Origin of the sequence: Mesorhizobium sp. M0598, assembly GCF_040320865.1 — a bacterium.
Lineage (GTDB): Bacteria > Pseudomonadota > Alphaproteobacteria > Rhizobiales > Rhizobiaceae > Mesorhizobium.
This window is the reverse complement of the sequence record NZ_JAMYQL010000009.1, coordinates 119,920-141,441: the sequence shown is the minus strand read 5'-3', so window position 1 is coordinate 141,441 and position 21,522 is coordinate 119,920. Positions and strand designations below refer to the sequence as shown.

At 62.8% G+C, this 21,522-nt stretch carries 23 protein-coding genes and 1 pseudogene; 14 read left to right on the top strand and 10 right to left on the bottom strand.

The genetic code is table 11. From position 1 onward, the window contains the following. Positions 1-31: 31 nt before the first annotated feature. Complete coding sequence (locus tag NKI59_RS14340) at positions 32-811, top strand: response regulator (RefSeq protein ID WP_198023578.1); 780 nt, start codon at positions 32-34, stop codon at positions 809-811. Positions 812-857: 46 nt separating this feature from the next. Next, positions 858-2,945 (top strand): PAS domain S-box protein, encoded by a 2,088-nt coding sequence (locus NKI59_RS14335; protein WP_352704890.1) that lies wholly within the window; start codon positions 858-860, stop codon positions 2,943-2,945. 90 nt (positions 2,946-3,035) lie between these two features. Here the strand turns inward: NKI59_RS14335 and NKI59_RS14330 are convergent. Beyond that, positions 3,036-3,439, bottom strand: a pseudogene (locus tag NKI59_RS14330) (hypothetical protein). A 421-nt stretch (positions 3,440-3,860) separates the two neighbouring features. Between NKI59_RS14330 and NKI59_RS14325 the strand changes: the two are divergent. Further along, positions 3,861-5,063, top strand: a complete 1,203-nt coding sequence (locus NKI59_RS14325) for an aromatic ring-hydroxylating oxygenase subunit alpha (RefSeq protein WP_352704888.1) — start codon at positions 3,861-3,863, stop codon at positions 5,061-5,063. 12 nt (positions 5,064-5,075) lie between these two features. Here NKI59_RS14325 and NKI59_RS14320 read toward each other — a convergent pair whose 3' ends face one another. The 3 genes from NKI59_RS14320 to NKI59_RS14310 all read right to left on the bottom strand — a co-directional run bounded on the left by NKI59_RS14320 (position 5,076) and on the right by NKI59_RS14310 (position 7,050). After that, positions 5,076-5,843: a DUF429 domain-containing protein gene (locus tag NKI59_RS14320; protein ID WP_352704992.1), complete on the bottom strand. Its 768-nt coding sequence runs from the start codon at positions 5,841-5,843 to the stop codon at positions 5,076-5,078. A gap of 62 nt (positions 5,844-5,905) precedes the next feature. Then, the gene (pdxY, locus tag NKI59_RS14315; RefSeq protein WP_352470715.1) at positions 5,906-6,790 is read right to left on the bottom strand and encodes a pyridoxal kinase PdxY; all 885 of its coding nucleotides are present in this window, start codon (positions 6,788-6,790) and stop codon (positions 5,906-5,908) included. Between the two features lie 8 nt (positions 6,791-6,798). After that, complete coding sequence (locus NKI59_RS14310) at positions 6,799-7,050, bottom strand: hypothetical protein (protein WP_023678142.1); 252 nt, start codon at positions 7,048-7,050, stop codon at positions 6,799-6,801. A 161-nt stretch (positions 7,051-7,211) separates the two neighbouring features. On the opposite strand from NKI59_RS14310, the gene NKI59_RS14305 reads away from it, so the two are divergent. From NKI59_RS14305 to ppa, 6 genes are all read left to right on the top strand, one after another. Then, positions 7,212-7,856 carry a LemA family protein gene (locus NKI59_RS14305; protein ID WP_352569494.1) on the top strand — a complete coding sequence of 215 codons (645 nt, stop codon included), beginning with the start codon at positions 7,212-7,214 and terminating at the stop codon, positions 7,854-7,856. 167 nt (positions 7,857-8,023) lie between these two features. Continuing rightward, positions 8,024-8,866: a TPM domain-containing protein gene (locus NKI59_RS14300; protein ID WP_352704885.1), complete on the top strand. Its 843-nt coding sequence runs from the start codon at positions 8,024-8,026 to the stop codon at positions 8,864-8,866. Positions 8,867-8,942: 76 nt separating this feature from the next. Next, on the top strand, positions 8,943-9,761 hold the full coding sequence (locus tag NKI59_RS14295; RefSeq protein ID WP_502901062.1) for a TPM domain-containing protein: 819 nt from the start codon (positions 8,943-8,945) through the stop codon (positions 9,759-9,761). A 10-nt stretch (positions 9,762-9,771) separates the two neighbouring features. Continuing rightward, complete coding sequence (locus NKI59_RS14290; protein WP_352618232.1) at positions 9,772-10,410, top strand: TPM domain-containing protein; 639 nt, start codon at positions 9,772-9,774, stop codon at positions 10,408-10,410. 117 nt (positions 10,411-10,527) lie between these two features. Continuing rightward, a complete protein-coding gene (locus tag NKI59_RS14285; protein ID WP_023678138.1) occupies positions 10,528-11,034 on the top strand; it encodes a GNAT family N-acetyltransferase in 507 nt (168 codons plus the stop codon). A gap of 116 nt (positions 11,035-11,150) precedes the next feature. Continuing rightward, the gene (gene ppa / locus NKI59_RS14280) at positions 11,151-11,681 is read left to right on the top strand and encodes an inorganic diphosphatase (protein ID WP_352451245.1); all 531 of its coding nucleotides are present in this window, start codon (positions 11,151-11,153) and stop codon (positions 11,679-11,681) included. A gap of 17 nt (positions 11,682-11,698) precedes the next feature. Here ppa and NKI59_RS14275 read toward each other — a convergent pair whose 3' ends face one another. Both NKI59_RS14275 and NKI59_RS14270 read right to left on the bottom strand, forming a co-directional pair. Continuing rightward, positions 11,699-12,289, bottom strand: coding sequence for a hypothetical protein (locus tag NKI59_RS14275; protein WP_352569497.1), 591 nt, complete (start codon positions 12,287-12,289; stop codon positions 11,699-11,701). Between the two features lie 98 nt (positions 12,290-12,387). After that, positions 12,388-12,993, bottom strand: coding sequence for a TetR/AcrR family transcriptional regulator (locus NKI59_RS14270; RefSeq protein WP_352704880.1), 606 nt, complete (start codon positions 12,991-12,993; stop codon positions 12,388-12,390). 82 nt (positions 12,994-13,075) lie between these two features. On the opposite strand from NKI59_RS14270, the gene NKI59_RS14265 reads away from it, so the two are divergent. After that, positions 13,076-14,359, top strand: a complete 1,284-nt coding sequence (locus tag NKI59_RS14265) for an MFS transporter (RefSeq protein WP_352704878.1) — start codon at positions 13,076-13,078, stop codon at positions 14,357-14,359. 280 nt (positions 14,360-14,639) lie between these two features. Beyond that, entirely contained in the window at positions 14,640-16,214 is a 1,575-nt protein-coding gene (locus tag NKI59_RS14260) for an alkaline phosphatase D family protein (protein WP_352704876.1), read from the top strand. Between the two features lie 46 nt (positions 16,215-16,260). On the opposite strand, the gene NKI59_RS14255 is transcribed toward NKI59_RS14260, so the two are convergent. Beyond that, the gene (locus NKI59_RS14255; RefSeq protein ID WP_352704874.1) at positions 16,261-16,542 is read right to left on the bottom strand and encodes a hypothetical protein; all 282 of its coding nucleotides are present in this window, start codon (positions 16,540-16,542) and stop codon (positions 16,261-16,263) included. 198 nt (positions 16,543-16,740) lie between these two features. Here NKI59_RS14255 and typA point away from each other — a divergent pair, with 198 nt between their 5' ends. Continuing rightward, positions 16,741-18,570: a translational GTPase TypA gene (typA, locus tag NKI59_RS14250; protein ID WP_023678130.1), complete on the top strand. Its 1,830-nt coding sequence runs from the start codon at positions 16,741-16,743 to the stop codon at positions 18,568-18,570. A 16-nt stretch (positions 18,571-18,586) separates the two neighbouring features. Then, positions 18,587-18,796 carry a hypothetical protein gene (locus NKI59_RS14245; RefSeq protein WP_352474675.1) on the top strand — a complete coding sequence of 70 codons (210 nt, stop codon included), beginning with the start codon at positions 18,587-18,589 and terminating at the stop codon, positions 18,794-18,796. A 46-nt stretch (positions 18,797-18,842) separates the two neighbouring features. Here NKI59_RS14245 and NKI59_RS14240 read toward each other — a convergent pair whose 3' ends face one another. Next, positions 18,843-19,469, bottom strand: a complete 627-nt coding sequence (locus NKI59_RS14240; protein WP_352704872.1) for a DUF1062 domain-containing protein — start codon at positions 19,467-19,469, stop codon at positions 18,843-18,845. A 394-nt stretch (positions 19,470-19,863) separates the two neighbouring features. Here NKI59_RS14240 and NKI59_RS14235 point away from each other — a divergent pair, with 394 nt between their 5' ends. Further along, on the top strand, positions 19,864-20,478 hold the full coding sequence (locus NKI59_RS14235; protein ID WP_352618209.1) for a LysE family translocator: 615 nt from the start codon (positions 19,864-19,866) through the stop codon (positions 20,476-20,478). A 9-nt stretch (positions 20,479-20,487) separates the two neighbouring features. On the opposite strand, the gene NKI59_RS14230 is transcribed toward NKI59_RS14235, so the two are convergent. Together NKI59_RS14230 and NKI59_RS14225 are read right to left on the bottom strand one after the other, a co-directional pair. Beyond that, positions 20,488-20,811, bottom strand: coding sequence for a YciI family protein (locus tag NKI59_RS14230; RefSeq protein ID WP_023678126.1), 324 nt, complete (start codon positions 20,809-20,811; stop codon positions 20,488-20,490). A gap of 137 nt (positions 20,812-20,948) precedes the next feature. Then, complete coding sequence (locus NKI59_RS14225; RefSeq protein WP_352681815.1) at positions 20,949-21,512, bottom strand: peroxidase-related enzyme; 564 nt, start codon at positions 21,510-21,512, stop codon at positions 20,949-20,951. Positions 21,513-21,522: the final 10 nt, after the last annotated feature.

Below are 21,522 nucleotides of genomic sequence, written 5' to 3'. Positions count from 1 at the left end.
ATACGGCAACCCAAGAAGAGTGCTGGACATCATGTTTATACCCAATCTACTTTCCGCTGAAAGCGGGAGCGAAAGCATCGTGCGGGCACGAATTGTCATTGTCGAGGACGAGCCCGACCTGAGGGATGCGGTCGCCGAGTATCTCGGCGCCAGCGGCTATGATGTGGCCACGGCCGAAAGTGCGGCGGCGGCGCGCGACCTTTTGGAAACCCAGTCCTTCCATCTGGCCATTCTCGACATCGCCATGCCGGGCGAGGACGGCCTGTCGCTCGGCCGCTGGATGCGGTCGAAAATGCCGATCGGCATCATCTATGCGACGGCGGCCGGTACCGCGCTCGACCGCATCGTCGGACTGGAGCTCGGCGCTGACGATTACATCGTCAAGCCTTACGAATTGCGCGAAGTGCTGGCCAGGGTGCGCAGCGTGCTGCGTCGCGTTCCTGAGCCGACCGAGCCACAAAAGGCCAAGGCTGAAACATCCGGCGGCCGCCGGTCCGTGAGCTTCGGACCCTTTCACGCCGATCTCGACGGCAGGCTCGTCACCGGCGCCAACGGCGCGGTCATCGACATGGCCAAGAGCGAGTTCGACGTGCTGGAGGTGTTCCTGACGCGCGCCAACCGGCTGTTGACGCGGGCGGCGATCTCCGAGGCGATCGGTTTCGTCGAGGACCCGGAGTCGTCCCGCGCCGTCGACATCCGCATCATGCGGCTGAGAAAGAAGATCGAAGCGGACCCAGCCAACCCGAAATTCCTGCGCACGGTGCGCGGCGAAGGCTATATCTTCTCGCTGCCAGTCGGGGAAAACAACTAAGGCCCGGCGGCTTGAGCGAGCCACGGCCAGGAAATGACGGCTGACTATGACGGCTGAAACAGCACGCGCGGACACGCAGGGCGCCAGGCAGGGCGCGGCGATGGTGGCCGTGCATGTGGTTCGCCGGCTGCGCGAAGCCGGCGATTGGCAGCGCGAGATGGAAGGTATTCTCCAGACGCTTTGCGAAGCCATGGATTGTCACCGCGGCATCCTGTTTCGCCTGCGCGAACTGCCCGGCCAGGGCTTCGCCCAGTCGGTCGCCGCTTATTGGATCGCTCCCCGGTTTGGCGGCGAACTGGCGTCACCGACCGTCATCATGCAGTCGGTCGTCGATTCCGACCCATTGCTGGAACGGCTGGCGGAGGACGAGCGTCAAGGCAAGATCTTCGCCGGGCACACACGCGATCTCGAAGGCTTTCTGCGGACCGATTTCGAAAAGCAGAACATCAAGTCGTTCCTGTCGGTGTCGGTCTTTTCGCACGGCAATTTGTGGGGCACGCTGGCGGTCAACGACTGCGTTAACGAACGCGAATGGACCGACCAGGAAGAGGCGGCGCTGCACATGGTGGCACTCGCCATCGGCGATGCCATCGAACGGTCGCCCTCCGACGCGCATGCCAGCGACGTCATTCGCCGCACCATGCTGCAGGCCTCTCTCGACGCCATCATCGTAATCGACGAGACCGGCTCGATCATCGAATTCAATCCGGCCGCCGAGAAGATGTTCGGCTATCGGCGCAGCGATATCCTCGGCAAGGACCTGCTCGATACGGTCGTGCCGGAATATTACCGCAAGGGCTATGCGTCCGGCGCCGAATATATGTCGGGCCGCGGCGCGCCGATGGTCGGCCAGCGGCTCGAAACGGTCACCCAGAACGCCGCCGGCGAGGTTTTTCCGATCGAGTTGACGGCAACCGAGATGCGGGTCGCCGATCGCCAGCTGATCTTCGGCTCCATCCGCGACCTGCGCGACAAGTTGCGGGCCGAGGAGGAAATCAACCGCCAGCGCGAAAAACTGCACCAGAACGAGAAGATGGCGGCAATGGGCTCGCTGCTTGCCGGCGTTTCGCACGAGCTCAACAACCCGCTGGCCGTGGTCGTCGCCCAGTCGACGCTGCTGCATGAATTTGCCGCCGATCCGCAGACCAAGGTGCGCGCCGAAAAGGTGCGTGCCGCTGCCGAGCGCTGCGGCCGTATCGTCAAGAGCTTCCTGTCGATGGTCCGCCTGCACCCGGCCGCACAGGCCGAAACCGACCTCAACCAGGTGATCCGCGCCGCACTCGAAGTGACCGCCTATGGCGCACGGTCGAGCGGCATCATCATCGACACCGATTTCGCCAGCGGCCCGTTGCTGGCCATGGCAGATGCCGACCACGTGACGCAGGTGGCCGCCAACTTCCTCATCAACAGCCAGCACGCCTTGGCCGGCATTGCCGGCGACCGCCGGATCAAGGTCCGGACGTTTCGCAGCGACCGCGGCAATCCCGGATTCTCGGTCGAGGACAACGGACCAGGCGTGCCGGAAGCGATACGTTCACGTATATTCGAATCCTATTTCACCACTAAGCCGGTCGGTGTCGGTACCGGCATCGGCCTGTCGATCTCGAAATCGATCATCGAGCGGCACAATGGCAATATCTGGTTCGAGGAGGTTTCGCCGAGAGGTGTGCGTTTTGTCGTGCAGCTGCCGGCGATCGCTGCCGGCGCGGCCGCCGCCGGCGAAGCTCCGTCGCGGTCGAGCGGCTTGCGTCACGCGCTGATCATAGACGATGAGCCGGATGTCGCCGCGTCGCTGTCCGATATTCTGGAGCTGATGGGCATCAAGTCGCGGGTCGTGCCGGCCTGGGTCTCGGCCGCCGCGACGCTGAGCGGCCATGTGCCGCCGGACATCGTGTTTTCCGATTTGCGCATGCCCGGCACCAGCGGCATAGCCGCCTATCGCGAGCTACTCGCCGAAATGCCGGGTCTGGCGCGGCGCTTCGTGCTTGTCACCGGCGATCTGATCGGCGCGAAAGGCGAGATCGAAGCGCTGCCGGCGCAGCAGCGACCGCCGATCCTCGAAAAACCGTTCAGCACCCTGGACGTGCGCGGCGTGCTCTCGGCCATTGCCGAGCAGGCCGCTCTGGGCGGCTAGACTCCGCGATCTCGCCCCGGAAGAAAAAGGCTCCCGGCCGACATTGCGGCGGGAGCCTGACTGGAGTGCTGGAGGGCGCTCGCAAAAAAATCAAAAAACGTTCGGCGTATCAGCCAGCGGGGCGGCATTGGCGATCATGCGGACCGGCCGTGCCTTGCCCGACTGGGCAGCGATGACGCGCAGGCATCCAGGCTCTCGGCGCCCCAGGCCTGCCCCTTGCAGGCAAAATCGATCTCCGGAATCGGCAGGCGCGCAGTCTTGGTGGTGGTTGTCGCGCCATCGATGAGGTTGGCCGGCGGGTTCAGTGAGGCGAAGGCCGGACCGACGGTCGGCGTCAACGCCATGCCGGCAAATGCGGCAGCCGCCAGCAGCATGAACATCGCCATCGGATGATCACTGGCGCGCTGGCGCAGCGCCAGCTTCGGGCGCCGGTCGTTACGCTGGGGACCCTGCTGGCGAAGGTCGGTATCGGTGATCTGGATTTTCGTACGCATCGTCGTTTCCTTCGGTCTTCTTCTTTTCCCTGTTGAAACGAACTTAATCGCACCTTGTAACCGGCCAACGATGATGGATTAACGATTGTGTAACCGGCATGAAACCAAGCCCGCGGCCATTCCCGGGCAAACCGATCCGGCGTAGCTGGCAGCACCGGTGGCATTCTGTGCTCGTTTTCCGCTACCCACGGCACCAGATCCACGTCGCCTTTCCAGGCCCACGGAGCGTCGGGCGCTTAACAAGTGTTAAGGGGATTAACGTCTGGAATTCCCGGGATTTTCCCGGCTTCGATCGTTCGGACTGGGCTCTCGAATCCCGCTCAATTTCCCGTCGAGAATTCGCCCCATTTTCCCAAACCATTGCATTTCAACGGAAAATATGCTTTTATTGAACGATCATTCAATAAATAAAGAGCCTTTAATGAACCCGCATCTGCGTGACGTGGCAATCCCCAACGATTGGGATCGGCGGGGGCTGCCGGGCTGGAGCTATCATTCCGACGCCTTGCTCGAACTCGAGAAAGAGCACGTCTTCCGCAACCATTGGCAGATCGCCGGCCATGTCTGCGACGTGCCGAATGCCGGCGACTATCTGACGATGGATGTGGTCGGCGAGCGGGCGCTGATCGTGCGCGGCAAGGATGGCGTCGTGCGCGCCTTCAACAATATGTGCCGCCACCGCGGCAGTCGCGTCGTTGCCGACAGCCAGGGCACTTGCAAGAATGCGCTGGTCTGCCCCTTTCATGGCTGGGTCTACAATCTCGACGGCACGCTGCGCGGTGCTGCCCGCCCCCGTTCCTTCCCCGACCTCGACAAGACCGAATTCGGCCTGATGCCGCTCGAGCTCGAAATCTGGATGGGCTTCATCTTCATCCGTTTCCGCAAGGGTGGGCCGCAGCCATCGGTGGCCGAGCTGTTGAAGCCGATCGAAGCCGAGATTGCCCATTACGGCGTCGCCGAGATGGTGCCGTCCTGGGGCATCTGGACCCAAAAGACGCCGGTCAATTGGAAGTCGGTGCGCGATGTCGACAATGAAGGCTACCACGTCGCCATGGCGCATCCGGCGCTGCAGGACCTTTACGGTGCGACCTATTTCGACGAGCCGTTCGTCAACGGCGTGTCGCGCTCGTTCGCCACCTACAATCCGCATGCCGGACGGCGCTGGAGCGTCGCGCAGTACATCAAGCTCGCACCCAAGGCGAAGCACCTGCCGGAACACCTGCGCAAGGCCTGGATCTACTACGGCATCTTCCCGAACAACGTGCTGTCGATCATGCCGGAATCGGTGCAGTTCTATCAGGAATTTCCGCTGTCGACGGGTGAGACGCTGCTGCGCGGCGCCATCTACCGCTATCGCGACGAGACCAGGGAACAGGCGGCAGCCCGCTACCTATCCTACCGCATCGACCGCGACACGCTGGCCGAGGATGTACAGCTTTCGATATGGTCCAACGAATCCATGCTGTCCGAAGCCTTCGGAGGTTTTTACCTCTCCGATCTCGAATATGGCGTGCGCACCCACCACGACCATTTGCGTAAGCAAGTTCCCGTGCTCGGATTGGAGACCGCGCCCGAGGAGAAGGATATGTGGGCACTCAACGAGGCGCTCAGATCACGCTCCTGACGCCCCCGGTCCTCAGGCCCAAATGGCGACCGGAATGCCGAAACGATCGGCGAGCGGCGGATCCGGAAACGGCATTGCCTCGCCTCTGACGATGCGTCCGGCAACCACCATCATCGCCGCAGCATCGAGGAAATCGTCGGCGGCCGCGCCGCGCGGCGGCGTCTGGTCGAGAAAATCCTGGCTATAACCATGTCGGGCAAGCAGCGCCTTGCGTTCGGCCATGCCGGCCGGATTGATGTTGCCCCTGATCTTCTTTTGCAGGCGCATCGCCCGGTCGCCGTTCAGTTTGCAGAAGGCAACTTCCGGATGCGATTCGAACACGCGGCTGCGTAGTTCGGGGCGCGCGATCAGCAGCGAATCGATCTCACGGATCTTGGCGAAGATGCCGAAGGCCTGGATCGAGACACCGCGCGGCGGATCTGAGGTCGTCTTGGCCACCTCACTTGCCTTGCGATGTGCGGCGTACCAGGCGTCGACCGTGGTGAAGGCTTCGATCTCCGCGTAGAGCGCGGTGCGGGAGGGGATGGCAAAGACACTGGACTGCCGGGCCCCAAGCAGCGGCCGCACCAGCGCCTCCGGGCCGCGACCGCCTCTTTGCGAGAAATCGGGCAGGCCGATTGGCATATCGACCGCTACCAACGAGTCGGCGGGCAGTCGGTCGAGCAACGCCGCGAAGCTTGGGAAAACGGCTGTCGACGGTGCCGCACCGGGATCGCGGCGGACGGCTATCCAGCCGGCCTTGCAACCGTCGACGCCGACAAGCACAACACCCCAGGGCATAACATCGTCGGGCGCAACATCCTTGGGCGCACCATCCTGGGGCACGGCGTCTTCGGCCTGCGTCACGCCCGGCGGTCCCGTTCCGGATGCAGGAGATGGCGAAGCTGCACCATCGCCATCGGGTGCGACAGGCTCTGGGCATCGGTCTCGAGCTGCAACTCGTCGCCGCCGCGCTTGGCGGTGCGCGCCAGGATCTCGTAGACCGCCGCCGTGGTCGATTGCAGCGCCTTGGCGGCCGGCTGGCCGGACAGGATCCGCGCCAGGTAGACGGCCGCCGTCAGGTCGCCGAGCCCATTCGGCGGCTTGTCGATGAGCCGGTGTTCGGCAAGCAGTGCCTCTCTGCCGGCGAGCAGTAAATTGCCGGTGCCGCCGGCCATCATCGCCGGCGCCGATGTGACCAGCATGGCCGGTGGGCCGGCCTGCAGGGCTGCAGCCATTGCCGATTTCAAGTCGGGCAGCGGCGCTCCGGCCATCCATTCCAGCTCGTAGCGGTTGGGCGTGGCGATATCGGCGATCGGCATCAGCCGGTCGCGCATGGCGATTGCGGTCGGCTCAGGTACGTAGAGCCCGCCCGAATCGCCCATCACCGGATCGCAGATATAGAGGGCGTCCGGCGTCTTCGCCTTCACTGCGCCGACCAGCGAAGCGACGGCTTCGGCCTGGCCAGCCTCGCCGAGATAGCCGGACAGCACGGCGCCGACCTCGCCCAGCCACGGCGCGCGCTCGAGGTCGGCCATCAGCGCCTTGAACTGGTCCAGCGGCGGCACAATGCGGGTGGCCCGGCCATGGCCCGGATGCCAGGGCAGGATGACGGTCGGTACCGCCCAAACCGGAAAGCCGAGCGTCTCCAGCGCAAAGACGGCGGCACGGTTGCCGACCGAGCCACGGGCGACATGACTGGAGACGACGATGACCGCGCGCGGCGCGTCGGTTTTTTCGGCACTCATTGATTTTCCTAACTGCCCCTGGTGACGAAAAGCACGAGCCAGATCAACAGGCCGATGGCAATAAGCAAGCCCGCTGCCCGACCGATGCGGGTGCCCCAATATTCGATCGGGTCCGACCGGTCGGCATCGGCCGCGGTGACGTGGTCGCGCGCGCCTTTAGTGGTTCGTGCAAGGAACGAGGTGCCCCCCGGGTCGGTCTCGCGCGCCACCCGTTCGATGATGCGGCGCGATTCCGCGTCGCTGTCGTGGCGTTTCGCCATGGTGATGTCCCGTTTTATGCTGAGCTTAACCCGTTCGCCTCGTCTGTCACAGGGCCCGACGGCGAATGGCAGAAACCAGTAACACTTCTCGGCCGAAGTCATTTTCTTACGCAAGGATTGTGCTAATGCTTCGCCTGCCAATGCTATCGAGGGGACTTATCATGCTTGCCCAGCGCCTTTCTTCGCCGCCAATCTTTCGTAATCTAGCTACGTTCCTGGTCATGGCCGTCATGCTGCCGCTGCTTGCCGGCTGCGGCTACAACACCATTCCGACGGCTGAGGAAAACGCCAAGGCCGCATGGAGCGAGGTGTTGAATCAATACCAGCGCCGCGCCGATCTCATCCCCAATCTGGTCAACACGGTCAAGGGCTACGCCGCGCACGAGAAGGACACGCTCGATGCCGTGGTCGAAGCGCGCGCCAAGGCGACGCAGGTGACCGTGACGCCGGAAACGCTGAACAATCCGGAAGCCTTCAAGAAATTCCAGGACAGCCAGGCCGGCCTGACCAGCGCGCTGTCGCGCCTGCTGGCGGTGGTGGAGAACTATCCCGATCTCAAGGCCAACCAGAACTTTCTGGCGCTGCAAGCACAACTCGAAGGCACCGAGAACCGGATCACGGTCGCCCGCCGCGACTATATCCAGGCAGTGAGAGAGTACAATCTGACGCTGAGGACCTTCCCGTCGGTGATCTGGGCGACCTTGTGGTTCCGCGGCAACCAGCCGTTTGCGAATTTCACCATCGAGGAGGATAAGATGCAGCCGCCGAAGGTCGATTTCGGCACCAACACCACGCAAGGCGGGTGAATAACAGCCGGTGAGCGTGGTTCCTATTGGCCTTGCACTCCGTAGCACCCCCCTCTGCCCTACCGGGCATCTCCCCCTCAAGGGGGGAGATTGGCAGCTTTGGCTTCACCGCCCATCCTGCAACGTTGGAGATTGGCGAAAACAGCCGTGACAGCCGATCTCCCCCCTTGAGGGGGAGATGTCCGGCAGGACAGAGGGGGGCGCGACAGAACGCCTGCCTGGCCTTCCTACTCGTCTTCCAAAGCCTTCTCCTCCTCCCTGTCATCGCCTTCGCCGCCGACCTGCCAACCCTCACCGGACGGGTCGTCGACAATGCCGGCATCATCGATGCCGCGACCGAGGCGGCGCTGACGCAGAAGCTTGCCGAGTTCGAGACCAAAGGGTCCGACCAGATCGTCGTCGCGACCATCCCCAGCCTCGACGGCGAGGAGATCGAGCCTTACGCCAACCGGCTGTTCCGCGCCTGGAAACTGGGCCAGGCGAAGGAGAACAACGGCGTCCTGCTTCTGGTGGCGCCGAACGACCGCAAGATGCGCATCGAAGTCGGCTATGGGCTGGAAGGCACGCTGACCGACCTGCACACCAAGCTGATCATCGAAAACGACATGGTGCCGGCCTTCCGTGCCGGCGATTTCTCCGGTGGTATCAGCAAGGCCGTCGACGACATGATCATGGTGCTGGAAGGCAATCCCGAAGAACTGGAGGCGCGCGGCGAACGCAACCAGCAGCCGCCGTTCAACAGCGACGATCTGTTCTTCACGATCTTCATAGCCATCTGGGCAATCATCTTTTTCGGCGGCCTCGCAGCCTCCATCCTGCCGCCGATCTTCGGCCAGAAGATCGGTCCCGGCCGCTATCGCTGGCTGGGCATGACCTTCGAGCCAAACCGGCGGTCGTCCGGCGGCTGGTCGGGAGGTTCCGGCGGGGGATGGTCGTCGGGTTCAAGCGGTGGCGGGTTTTCCGGCGGCGGCGGTTCGTCCGGCGGCGGCGGCTCCTCGGGAAGTTGGTGACGAGATGACAAGACACGCCATCAGCCCGGTGGAATCCGGCCGTTTCATCAAAATAATCGGCACCGCACTGTTGGCCATGGCGGTGCTGCTGGTCGGCTTCGCGGCATTCGCCGCCGCACTGCCGGCGCTGACCGGACGGGTCGTCGACAATGCCGGCATCATCGATGCCGCGACCGAGGCGGCGCTGACGCAGAAGCTTGCCGAGTTCGAGACGAAAGGGTCCGACCAGATCGTCGTCGCGACCATCCCCAGCCTCGACGGCGAGGAGATCGAGCCTTACGCCAACCGGCTGTTCCGCGCCTGGAAACTCGGCCAGGCGAAGGAGAACAACGGCGTCCTGCTTCTGGTGGCGCCGAACGACCGCAAGATGCGCATCGAAGTCGGCTATGGGCTGGAAGGCACGCTGACCGACCTGCACACCAAGCTGATCATCGAAAACGACATGGTGCCGGCCTTCCGTGCCGGCGATTTCTCCGGTGGCATCGGCAAGGCCGTCGATGACATGATCATGGTGCTGGAAGGCAATCCCGAAGAGCTGGAGGCGCGCGGCAAGCGCAATCCGGCGAATGACAATCCTGTCGATCCCATCTTCATGCTGTTCATTGTCCTGTGGGCGACGATGTTCTTCGGAGGCTTGGCAATGGCGTTCCTGCCGCCGATCTTCGGCACGAAACTGTCGCCGGGCGTGTACAAGTGGCTGGGCATGACGTTCCGCTACGGCCGCGGGCCAGGTTCGTCATCCTCCGGTGGCGGTGGCTGGACGTCTGGGAGCTCGTCCGGCAGTGGCTGGTCGTCTGGAAGTTCCGGCAGCGGTTGGTCGTCCGGAAGTTCGGGCGGCGGGTTTTCAGGCGGCGGCGGTTCGTCCGGCGGCGGCGGTTCTTCAGGAAGCTGGTGAGACATCAATCATGGCAACACGACCGATCAGCCCCGAGGATCATGAGCGCATCGCCGGTGCGATCCGCGCTGCCGAATCAAAGACCGACGGCGAGATCTACTGCGTCGTGGCGCATGCCAGCGACGGCTATTTCTTCCCGGCCGCTTTCATGGCGATGCTCGGCATGCTCGTCGTCAGCCTCGCCGTCGGTTATGGGCTGGAAGCCTGGTGGCTGTCGATCCGCTTGCCGCATTTCGTCATCGCCGAGCTTCTGGCGCTTGCCAGTGTGCTCATCCTGTTGTGGGCATTGCCGGCATTGCGCATCCATCTGGTGCCGAGGCGGCTGCGCTACCAGGCCGCCCACGCCAATGCGATGAAGCAGTTCCTCGCCCGCAACGTCCACCGCACCACGGCGCGCACTGGCGTGCTGGTGTTCGTCTCGATCGCCGAGCGCTATGCCGAGGTGGTCGCCGACAGCGGGATCGATTCTCGTGTCGGCCAGCATGTCTGGGACGGTGTCGTCCGCGACCTTACGGCGCATGCCGGCGACGATCGGCTTGCCGAGGGGTTCGTCAAGGCGATCCAAGCAGTCGGTGCGGTACTGGCCGAGCATTTTCCGGTCTCGACCGGCGACAGCAACGAACTGGACGACCATCTGGTCGAGATTTGATCTCGCCAAAAGCGGTTTCGCAGCGTCTCAAGGACGCACCGTCCGGCTGTGTGAAAGCATCGCGGCGGTTGACCGGACTCTTGCAATCGGGCGCGGCGGGTTTATGGTTAACCAATCATGAATACGCTGAGCATCGACATCAGGAAAGCCGAACCGCGCGATGCGGCCGCCATCGCCGACGTGCATCTCGAGGCCTGGCGCGGCGCCTATTCGGGCATCATCCCGCACCGCACGCTGACATCGATGATCAACCGCCGCGGCGCCGACTGGTGGGCGAATGCCATTCGCCGCGCTGCCACCGTCCTGGTCGTCGAAATCGGCGGCAAAATTGCCGGCTATGCGACGATCGGCAAGAACCGCGCCCGCGAACTCAGGCAGCAGGGCGAGATCTACGAACTTTACCTGCGGCCGGAATATCAAGGCATCGGGCTCGGCAGCCGGCTGTTCTCGGCCGCGCGGGCACGGCTGGCCGACCATGGCCTGAAAGGCATGGTGGTCTGGGCGCTGGAAGACAATCAGAACGCACTTGCCTTCTATGCCGGCGCCGGTGGCCGCGATGTTGCCGAAGGCGTCGAGATATTCGAGCAGAAGGCGCTGAAGAAGGTCGCTTTCGTCTGGGAATGACGGCCAGCGCATGATCCGGCCGGTTTTCGGTTCGGACGATCTCCCCGTACCATTCGCCGCATTGCACCATTCGCCGTCGCCCGCTATCGATCTCCAATCGAGAGAGGGATAAAGCGATGCGTATCGAAGCGATTGCCAGCGGAAAGAACCCGCCCGAGGACGTCAACGTCATAATCGAGGTGCCGATCGGCGGCGAGCCGATCAAGTACGAGATGGACAAGGAAGCCGGCACGCTGTTCGTCGACCGCTTTCTGCACACCTCGATGCGCTATCCCGGCAATTACGGTTTCGTACCGCATACGCTGTCGGGCGACGGCGACCCGATCGACGTGCTAGTCTGCAACACGCGCGCGCTGGTGCCAGGCTGCGTCATCAATGTGCGGCCGATCGGCGTGCTGGTGATGGAGGACAATGCGGGCCAGGACGAGAAGGTGATCGCGGTGCCTTCACCCAAGCTGACCTTGCGTTACGAGGACGTCCACGAATACACGCAATTGCCCGACATCACCCGCCAGCAAGTGCAGCACTTTTTCGAGCACTACAAGGATCTCGAACCCGGCAAATGGGTCAAGATCGAAGGCTGGTACGATGCGGCCTATGCCAAGAAGATGATCGTCGAGGCAATCGAGCGGGCCAGGCGCAAGTAATTGTCGGGCGCAAATAATCAGTTGTCGACGCGGCCGAAAGCGGGCGCGTCGCCAAGCACCTCACGCTTGTCCTTGCCGCAGGCGAAGGTGCGTGCCTTCTCGTCGGCAAGCTTGCGCGCCTGATCGTTGGCGGCGGGATTGCCGGTGGCGAGCACAAGGCCGATCGTGCAGCCTTCGTGGGCGTCAGGCTGGGCAACCTTGGCGACGATCAGCACTTCCGTCGACTTGTTCTCGCCCTCGGTATCGCTGATCGAGCGACGATGAATGACGGCGAAGGGAATGGCAGTTTTGCCGTTGGTTTCGATCCGCCACTCGACTTTGGGTCCAGCCGAATTGAGGCCGGAAAAGCTTTCCCAGACCGTGGTCATATCGCCAGGTGGAAAGCCGTAGAACAGCGATTCCCGCGCATCGTCGTAGGAAACCAGCACCGGGTAACCGCGATAGCCCGAACAGGCGAGATCGGCCCAGTCCCCGTCGCCTTCTTCCGCTTGGGCATAGGTGACGCAGTCCTTCTCCCAATCGAGATCGGTATAGACGCTGGATATGTCGCCGGCCCGGGCCGCCTGGCAGAAACCGGCGAGGGCAAGCGGGATCAAGAGAGCGCGCATGGCGGAACAACTCAGTTCGGGGGGCGCAGCGTACCGTCAAATTTAGCAGCAGCCTAGAGGAAGTCGGGCTGCGCACAGTGGTCTGGTAAAACGGAACACTATTTCTTCAAACTTGCCTCTATCAGAAGATCGGCGTTGCGGGCCACCGACTGCGCCGGCCCGCCGACACCGAACAGCTGGCCGCTGATATAGGCGCCTTCGATCAGCAGCAGCAGCCCGTCGCCCAACGTGTCGGCGTCGCCGGCGCCCATCTCTGCCGCCATGGCGCGCAGGCGCTGGCGCAGTTCCTGCTTGTTGGCCTCGCTCACGGCGCGGGCCGGATGGCCATGTTCGGGATATTCGACCGCGGCATTGGTCATGCCGCAGCCACGATAATCGGGCTTTTGCGTGCGCTTGCCGACGCGGGTCAGGAAAGCGACGATCTGCGCGCGCGGATCGCCGGGATGGGCATCCACCGCCTCGTCGAAACGCTCCCAGAATTCGAGGTCATAGTGCCGGAGGTAGGATGCGGCCAGCTCATCCTTGGACGGAAAGCTGCGGTAGAGGCTGGGCTTGGTGACGCCGGCACGCCGCACGATCTCGTCGACGCCGATCGCCCTGATGCCTTGCCGGTAGAACAGGTCTCGCGCCACCTGGAGAATCCGTTCGGCGGCGCGAGGCGGGGGTGCGTCATTCGCCTTGATCGTTGGTTCAATGCTTTTCATGCCTGGTCTGCCGGTTAGCTGGTTGACAATGTTACCGGTCGGTACGTATGTTTCGCGCTCCTGCAACGTACCGGTCAGTAACATGATAGCTCAATCCCGCCCGTTTGGCCAGCGCTACGCTTTCGTCGTGGTCGCCGTCATCTTCCTTTGCCTGCTGATCGCAGCGGGCCTGCGTTCGGCGCCGGCAGTCATGATGCTGCCGCTCGAGAACAGTTTCGGCTGGCGGCGCGACGTGGTGTCGCTGGCGGCGGCCACCGGCATCTTCCTCTATGGCCTGACCGGGCCGTTTGCCGCGGCGCTGATGGAGCGGATCGGGCTGCGCCGCACCTTGCTTGCCGCGCTGCTGTTGATGTCGGGATCGACCGCGCTCAGCCTGTTGATGACCAAACCGTGGCATCTGCTCCTCACCTGGGGCGTGTTTTCCGGCGTCAGCTCGGGCGCCGTCGCCACCGTGCTCGGCGCGACCATCGTCAACCGCTGGTTCAAGACCAATCGCGGCTTGGTGATGGGACTGATGTCGGCGTCCAGTGCCACCGGGCTGCTGGTCTTCCTGCCGCTGCTCGCCTCGCTCGCCCAGTCGGGCGGCTGGAAGCCGGTCGCCATCGCCATTGCCGTGGCCACCGCCGCCTTGGTGCCGCTGGTTTATATGCTGGTGCCGGAGCGGCCAGCCGCGATCGGCATGGTGCGCTACGGTGCCGAGGCCGACGACGTGCCGCCGGCGCCGCCGGCCGCGCAAGGCAATTTCCTCGCGCATACGCTGAGCACGTTGCGCCGCGCCGCCGGTACGCGCGTGTTCTGGTACCTGTTCGCCACGTTTTTCGTTTGCGGCTTCACCACCAACGGGTTGGTCGGCACGCATCTGATCGCCTTTTGCGGCGATATGGGCATCGGCGAAGTGCAGGCCGCAGGCCTGCTCTCGATGATGGGCATTTTCGACCTTATCGGCACGACGCTATCGGGCTGGCTCACGGATCGCTTTGATCCGCGCAAGCTGCTCGGCGTCTATTATGGCATTCGCGGCCTGTCGCTGATCTATCTGCCCTATTCCGGCTTCTCGGCGACCAGCCTGATCATCTTCGCCGTGTTTTACGGACTGGACTGGATCGCGACGGTGCCGCCGACGCTCAGGCTTTCCAACGAGGCGTTCGGCGACCGCAGCGGGCCGATCGTCTTCGGCTGGATCGTCGCCGGCCATCAGGTGGGTGCGGCAACCGCCGCTGCCTTCGGTGGCACCATGCGTGAGCTTCAGGGCAACTATCAGCTTGCCTTCCTGATCGCCGGCATGACGGCAATAGCCGCCGCCTGCATCTCGCTGCTGATCAACACCAGCCGCCCGGCGTTTGATCCGGAACCGCAGGCGGCGTAGGGCGCAATCGGCCGTGCTAATCTCCCCCCTTGAGGGGGAGATGGCCGCGAAGCGGCCAGAGGGGGTCGGTCCGACTGGGCTCGGCCCCTTATCGCCGATGCAAGAGGTCGGTGCTCCATGCGAGACGACCCCCTTCTGTCGCCTTCGGCGACATCTCCCCCTCAAGGAGGGAGATTCGCCAGCCTGTTCACTGTTATCAAACCTTCATCGTTTCGAAATGTGCCTGAAACATTGAAGCTGGAGCTTGGTGGCGACGTTCAATGCCATCCAGGAGACAGCCATGAACAAGATTTCGATGACGCGGCGCGCTTTCGTCACGTCGGCCAGCGCCGTTGGCCTGGTCGGCGCCGCGGGCCTCGCCCTTCCCTATTACTCGCGCGCCAATCAGCGCCCGGCTTTCACCCATGGCATCCAGTCCGGCGACGTCGACGCCACCAGCGGCATGGTCTGGACACGCACCGACCGGCCGTCGCGCGTCATGTTCGAGGTGTCGCCGACCGAAAGCTTCACCAATGCCGTCCGCCTGGCGCCGCTCGATACCTCGCCGGCCAGCGATTATACGGTGAAGCGGCTGCTTACCGATCTCGCCTCCGACCAGGACATCTTCTACCGCATGGTCGCGGCCGATCTTGCCGACATCAACGCCGTTTCCGAGCCGGTCGTCGGCCGCTTCCGCACGGCACCTGCCTCGAAGCGCGACATTCGCTTTGCCTGGTCGGGCGACACCGCCGGCCAAGGCTGGGGCATCGACGAGACCGGCATGAAGACCTACGCCACCATTGCCAAGCACACGCCCGACTTCTTCCTGCATTCGGGCGATACGATCTATGCCGATGGTGCGATGAAGGACGAGGTCGACCTGCCCAACGGCGGCAAGTGGAAAAACAAAGTGCTGATCGACGAGAAGCGCAAGGTTGCCGAGACGCTGGACGAATACCGGGTGCAGTGGAAATACAACATGATGGACAGGCATGTGCTGGCGCTCAGCGCCATCTGTCCGACCTTCTATCAGTGGGATGACCACGAGGTGCTGAACAACTGGTCGGACTCGAAGGACCTGAGCGCCGACGATCGCTACACTGAAAAATCCATTCATGTGCTGGCGGCACGTGCGGCGCGCGCCTTCCACGAAATGACGACGATCCGTTACGAGCCGTCGGAGCCCGGCCGCGTCTACCGCAAGATCGCCTATGGTCCGCTGCTCGACGTGTTCTTCCTCGACATGCGTTCCTATCGCGGCCCCAACGGTCCGAATATGCAAGAGACGATGACGGCGCAATCGCGCATCCTTGGCGAACAGCAGACGAAATGGCTGAAGCGCGGACTGGCGAATTCCAAGGCAACCTGGAAAATCATCGCCGCCGACATGCCGCTCGGCCTCGTCGTCTGGAACGACGGCACCAAGAAGGTAGGGGCCGAGGCGGTCAGCAATGGCGACAATGGCCCGGCCAAAGGGCGTGAGCTGGAAATTGCCGACCTTCTTCGCTATATAAAGAATGCGGGTATCAGCAACACTGTTTGGCTCACCGCAGACGTGCATTACACAGCTGCGCATTACTACAATCCGGACAAGGCGCAGTTCCAGGACTTCAATCCGTTTTGGGAATTCGTTTCGGGTCCGATCCATTCCGGCACGTTCGGGCCTAATGGTTTCGATATGACATTCGGCCCGGAGCTGAAGTTCATAAAGGCACCAACTGCCGAACAGGGTCAAAACCTGGCGCCTTCGGCCGGCCTGCAGTTCTTCGGGCTCGTCGAGATCGATGGCGCCACCGAGCAGTTGACGGTGCGGCTGATGGATCGTGACGACAGCGAACTCTACAAGGTCACGCTCGATCCGGTGCGGTCGGCGTGAGCGACGCCGCCACTACCCTCGGGCCAGGCCGAGGGTAGGACGTATATCAATCGGGATAGCAGACGACGGGAATGTTGGGCCAGACGGCGCTGTCGCATCCGGCATTTTGCTGCCGCTGCTTGAAGACGGCGCTTACCGGCCCGGTCACCACCGGATCGACGCCATCGGGAGCATCGGCAAAAAGCTGCTCCGCCGACGGCTTGTCGGACGGCAAAGCAGACCGCGTCTCCTTGAACGACGCCGCCGACTGCGCCGCGCCGGCCGCGAGGAGGACGGCGAGCGCGGTACATGCCAAAATCGGCCGGAGTTTGATGCCTATCTCGATCATGAAATTCGAACTGTCCGGACCATGAAAGGTTCCGCCTTGGTTAATAATTCCACTTCACACCAAGACATTTAAGATTTGGTGACTTTATTTGGTGGCTCGCCTCCTCTTTCGCAATTGCGAAAAACCCTGTATGAGCCGCCCAACCGAAAGAGGCAGCGCCTTTTGGCCTGCTGCCTGCAACGCTCCCGAGACCGAAACATGAAAATCCGCAATATCGCGATCATCGCGCACGTCGACCATGGAAAAACCACCCTCGTCGACCAGCTTCTGAAACAGTCCGGCTCGTTCCGCGACAACCAGCGCGTCGCCGAGCGCGCCATGGATTCGAACGACCTCGAAAAGGAACGCGGCATCACCATCCTGGCCAAGGCGACCTCGGTCGACTGGAAGGACACCCGCATCAACATCGTCGACACGCCCGGCCACGCCGACTTCGGCGGCGAGGTCGAGCGCATTCTGTCGATGGTGGATTCGGCCATCGTGCTGGTCGACGCCGCAGAGGGGCCGATGCCGCAGACCAAATTCGTGGTCGGCAAGGCACTCAAGGTTGGACTGAAGCCGATCGTCGTCATCAACAAGATCGACCGGCCAGATGCCCGCCACGTCGAAGTGGTCAACGAGGTGTTCGATCTTTTTGCAGCACTTGACGCTACCGACGAGCAGCTCGACTTCCCTATCCTTTACGGTTCAGGCCGCGACGGCTGGGTCTCGGAAAACCCCGAAGGTCCGAAGGACCAGGCTCTGGCGCCGCTGTTCGACCTCGTCATCAAGCACGTGCCGGCGCCGACCGTTCATCCCGGCCCGTTCCGCATGATCGGCACCATCCTGGAAGCCAATCCGTTCCTCGGCCGCATCATCACCGGCCGTATCGAATCCGGCACACTGAAATCCAACCAGGCGGTCAAGGTGCTGCACCATGACGGCACCCAGGTCGAAACCGGCCGCATTTCGAAGATCCTCGCTTTCCGCGGGCTCGAGCGCCAGCCCATTGACGAGGCGCAGGCGGGCGACATCGTCGCTATTGCCGGCCTGTCGAAGGGCACCGTCGCCGACACGTTCTGCGACCCGTCGGTGACGGAACCGCTGCATGCGCAGCCGATCGATCCGCCGACCGTGACGATGTCGTTCCTGGTCAATGATTCCCCGCTGGCCGGCACCGAAGGCGACAAGGTGACCAGCCGCGTCATCCGCGACCGCCTGCTGCGCGAGGCTGAAGGCAATGTCGCGCTGAAGATCGAGGAATCGCCGGACAAGGATTCGTTCTTCGTCTCCGGCCGCGGCGAATTGCAGCTGGCCGTGCTGATCGAGACGATGCGCCGCGAAGGTTTTGAGATCGCCGTGTCGCGGCCGCGCGTCGTCATGCAGAAGGGCGACAGCGGCGAATTGCTGGAGCCGGTCGAGGAAGTCGTCATCGACGTCGACGAGGAGCATGCCGGCGTCGTCGTGCAGAAGATGTCGGAGCGCAAGGCCGAGATGGTCGAGCTTCGCCCTTCGGGCGGCAATCGCCAGCGCATCGTCTTCCACGCACCGACGCGCGGGTTGATCGGCTACCAGTCGGAACTGTTGACCGACACGCGCGGCACCGCTGTGATGAACCGGCTGTTCCATGCCTATGAACCTTACAAGGGTGAGCTGCCGGGCCGTACCAACGGCGTGCTGATCTCCAACGAACAGGGTGAATCGGTGGCGTACGCCATGTGGAACCTGGAAGACCGCGGCCCGATGGTCATCGACCCCGGCGTCAAAGTCTATCAGGGCATGATCATCGGCATCCATTCCAGGGACAACGACCTCGAAGTCAACGTGCTCAAGGGCAAGAAGCTGACCAACATCCGCGCCGCCGGCAAGGACGAGGCGGTGAAGCTGACACCGCCGATCCGCATGACGCTGGAACGCGCGCTGGCCTGGATCCAGGACGACGAGCTGGTCGAAGTGACGCCGAAGACCATCCGCCTGCGCAAGCTCTATCTCGATCCGAACGAGCGCAAGCGTTTTGAGAAGTCGGCGAAAGTGGTCGGCGCGGCATAAAGGGCAATACCGCGCAATGAGCGGTAAACTCGTCACGGCTGTCATATACGACAATCGACCCGAGGCCGAAGTTTGCGTGTCGATGCTCGACGCGTATGGAATTTATGCTCTCGCGAATTATCTTCTCGACACGGGCAGGCTTGGCTTGATCCATGTGCAAGTCGCCGACAGCGATCTCGATGCGGCCAAGGGTTTGATTGGCTCGGCCTCCAAAGAGGGCGACTGACCCCTGGCCGCAACTGTCTCTGACTACGGATTCCCTTGCCGTCGCCTCATCCACCTGCAGCCGAAATGATTTCGTCCCGGTCTGGTTCGCCAGACAGGTGGATCCGGATCGCCGTTCCCGCCCGCGCCGGCCGGCGCAAGGCTTTGGCCCCGTCCGGACCAACCACCAGCAATCGCTTCTCTTCCCAAACCTGTAGCCGCGATCGCGGGACACCGAGTTCGCTGGCCAGCAACCGGTCGAGCCGCAGCGTTGTCGGCATTTCGAGCCAGAGCTGAAGTTCGAGAGCGCTGGTATTTTCCGGCCTGTCCCCGAGCACCTGCTTATGAACGATGGCTTCAGGAAACTCCTCGACGCGCCCGATCCTGCTTCGCAATGCGGCAACATCGAAAGCATGGCGCCGCGCCAGGACCGGATCATTGCTTTCGAGCGCCTGCAATATTGCCGGTTCGATATCGCGGCGGCTGCAGCGCTCCAGAATGCCGAAATTCCAGGAATTGTCGCAGTCGATGCAGCGGTAGATCAACCAGGCGTCAATGCGCTTGCCATTGGCATTGACCCGGAATTTGCCGCTGCAGCGATAGGCTTTCAGGCCGCCGCAGCGATTGCAGTTGAGGTGAGGTCGAGGTGCGGTCTTGGGTGTGATCGCCCAGCGGATACGCAGTATCGAAGGCATGCCGAAAAGCCCTTCCCGTCGGGAAGTTCGTCAGATCGGCGATATCGAGAACCCTTGCGGGCACGGCGTGGCGAGAGACTGCGGCAGTTGGAAATCAGGTGTCGCGGGTGGTTATGCGCGACAGCGGTTCAGCAGTGCCAAACCGGTCTCGAACCGCCACCCGAGGAACACATGATGTGAAAACAGGCATCGCGACTGCGACGCCCTGCTCTGTGTTGGGGGAGTTGACGAGACCGGCGGTTACGTAGGCAAAGTGAAGCTCGGAAAGGATTTCGGAACGACATTTCTAGCCGCGAGGTGCCTGGCCGACAAGCCTTCTTTCCGTGGACGCTACTGTCGTCGGACCAGTTGGGTTATGTTGAACGACCCAAACATTTCAAACGGGATCCGCGTCATGCATTTCACATCGCTTCTGATTTTTGCCGGCGCCCTGCTTGTTGCCGCCGGCTCGCCCGGCCCATCGATCGCCGCTCTTGTGGCGCGGGTCATCGCAAAAGGGTTTCGCGACGTGTTCCCGTTCCTGCTTGCGATGTGGATCGGCGAAGCGATCTGGCTGTCCCTGGCGGTGTTTGGCCTCGCCGTGGTGGCGCAGACGTTCCATTTTGCTTTCGTCGTCGTGAAGTGGGTCGGCGTCGCCTATCTCGCCTGGCTGGCCTGGAAGATGTGGACGGCGCCGGTCGAGGCAAAAGAAGGTTCGCTGCCGCGCGAAGATTCGCCCACCAAGCTGTTCTTTGCCGGCATGGCGGTGACGCTCGGCAACCCGAAGATCATGATGTTCTACCTGGCGCTGCTGCCGACCATCATCGACCTCGGTTCGGTCAGCATGATCGGCTGGGTCGAGCTGACCGCGACCATGGCCGTTGTCCTGGTCGCTATCGATTTGACCTGGGTGCTCGCCGCATCACAGGCGCGCAAGCTGCTCAAAAGCAAGCGGGCGATGAAGATTGCCAACCGCGTCAGCGCCGGAACCATGGCCGGCGCTGCGGCGGCTATCGCGGCGCGGTCCTGAGCCGGCGCGTCAACCCATTTCGATTATCGGCGCAATCTCGACGCTGAAACCCGGGTCCGTCAGGATAGGACAATCCTTGGCTTTGCCGACGGCATCGTCGATGTCTTTCGCTTCGATGATGGTGTAACCGGCGGTCGGATTGCTGCCGCCATTGTTCTCGACCTTGCCGCCAGGCAGCAGGGTCTTCGACATGCCGACTGGATTGCCGCCGTCGACCACCGCTGAGCCAAGCTTGCCGTACCAGCCGTTCCAGGCATCCATCGCTGCCTTCCGTTCGGCCTCCTCGGTCGGCATCTTGCCCGAGCCGTGATAGACGTAGAGAAATTTCGCCATGTTCTCCTCCTTTGATCGGCGGCATCGAACCGGCATGCGGTCATGCCGCATGCCGATCATCGGACCAAACCGGCAAACAAGCAACGAGAATGCGAAGTAGCTAATATAATGTGCGGTTGGCTCGCAACGGCGGTGCCCTATCGCGCCATCGCATGGTATTCATCGTTCGGCCGCATATCGATTGCCGATGCCAGCCGGTTCGACATGTTGAAGAACGCCGCGGTCGAGGCGACGTCCCAGATGTCGCGGTCGGAAAAGCCGACTTGCCGCAGCGCCGCCCGGTCCGCTTCGACGATCTTTGCCGGCTGCCCGGTCAGCTTCACCGCGAATTCGAGCATGGCGCGTTGCCTGTCCGAAAGCTCGGCGGCGCGAAAATTCATCACCATCATCTCGCCGAAGGCCGGGTCGCCGGAAAGCTGGCGCACCGCCGCGCCATGCGCGACCAGGCAATAGTAGCAATGGTTGACCGACGAGACGGCCACCGCGATCATCTCGCGCTCGAGTTTCGACAGGCCGGATTCACCCAGCATCAAATCATTGTACATGTCGGTGAAAGCGCGCAGCTTCTTCTCGTCGAAGGCATAGGCGAGCAGCACATTGGGAACGAGGCCGAGCTTCTCCCGGCACTTGGCGAAATAGGCCTTGGTCGCGTCGCTCAGCTCCGCCGGTGCCAGGTCAAGCGCGGTAATTTTCTCCGTCATGGCGGATTTC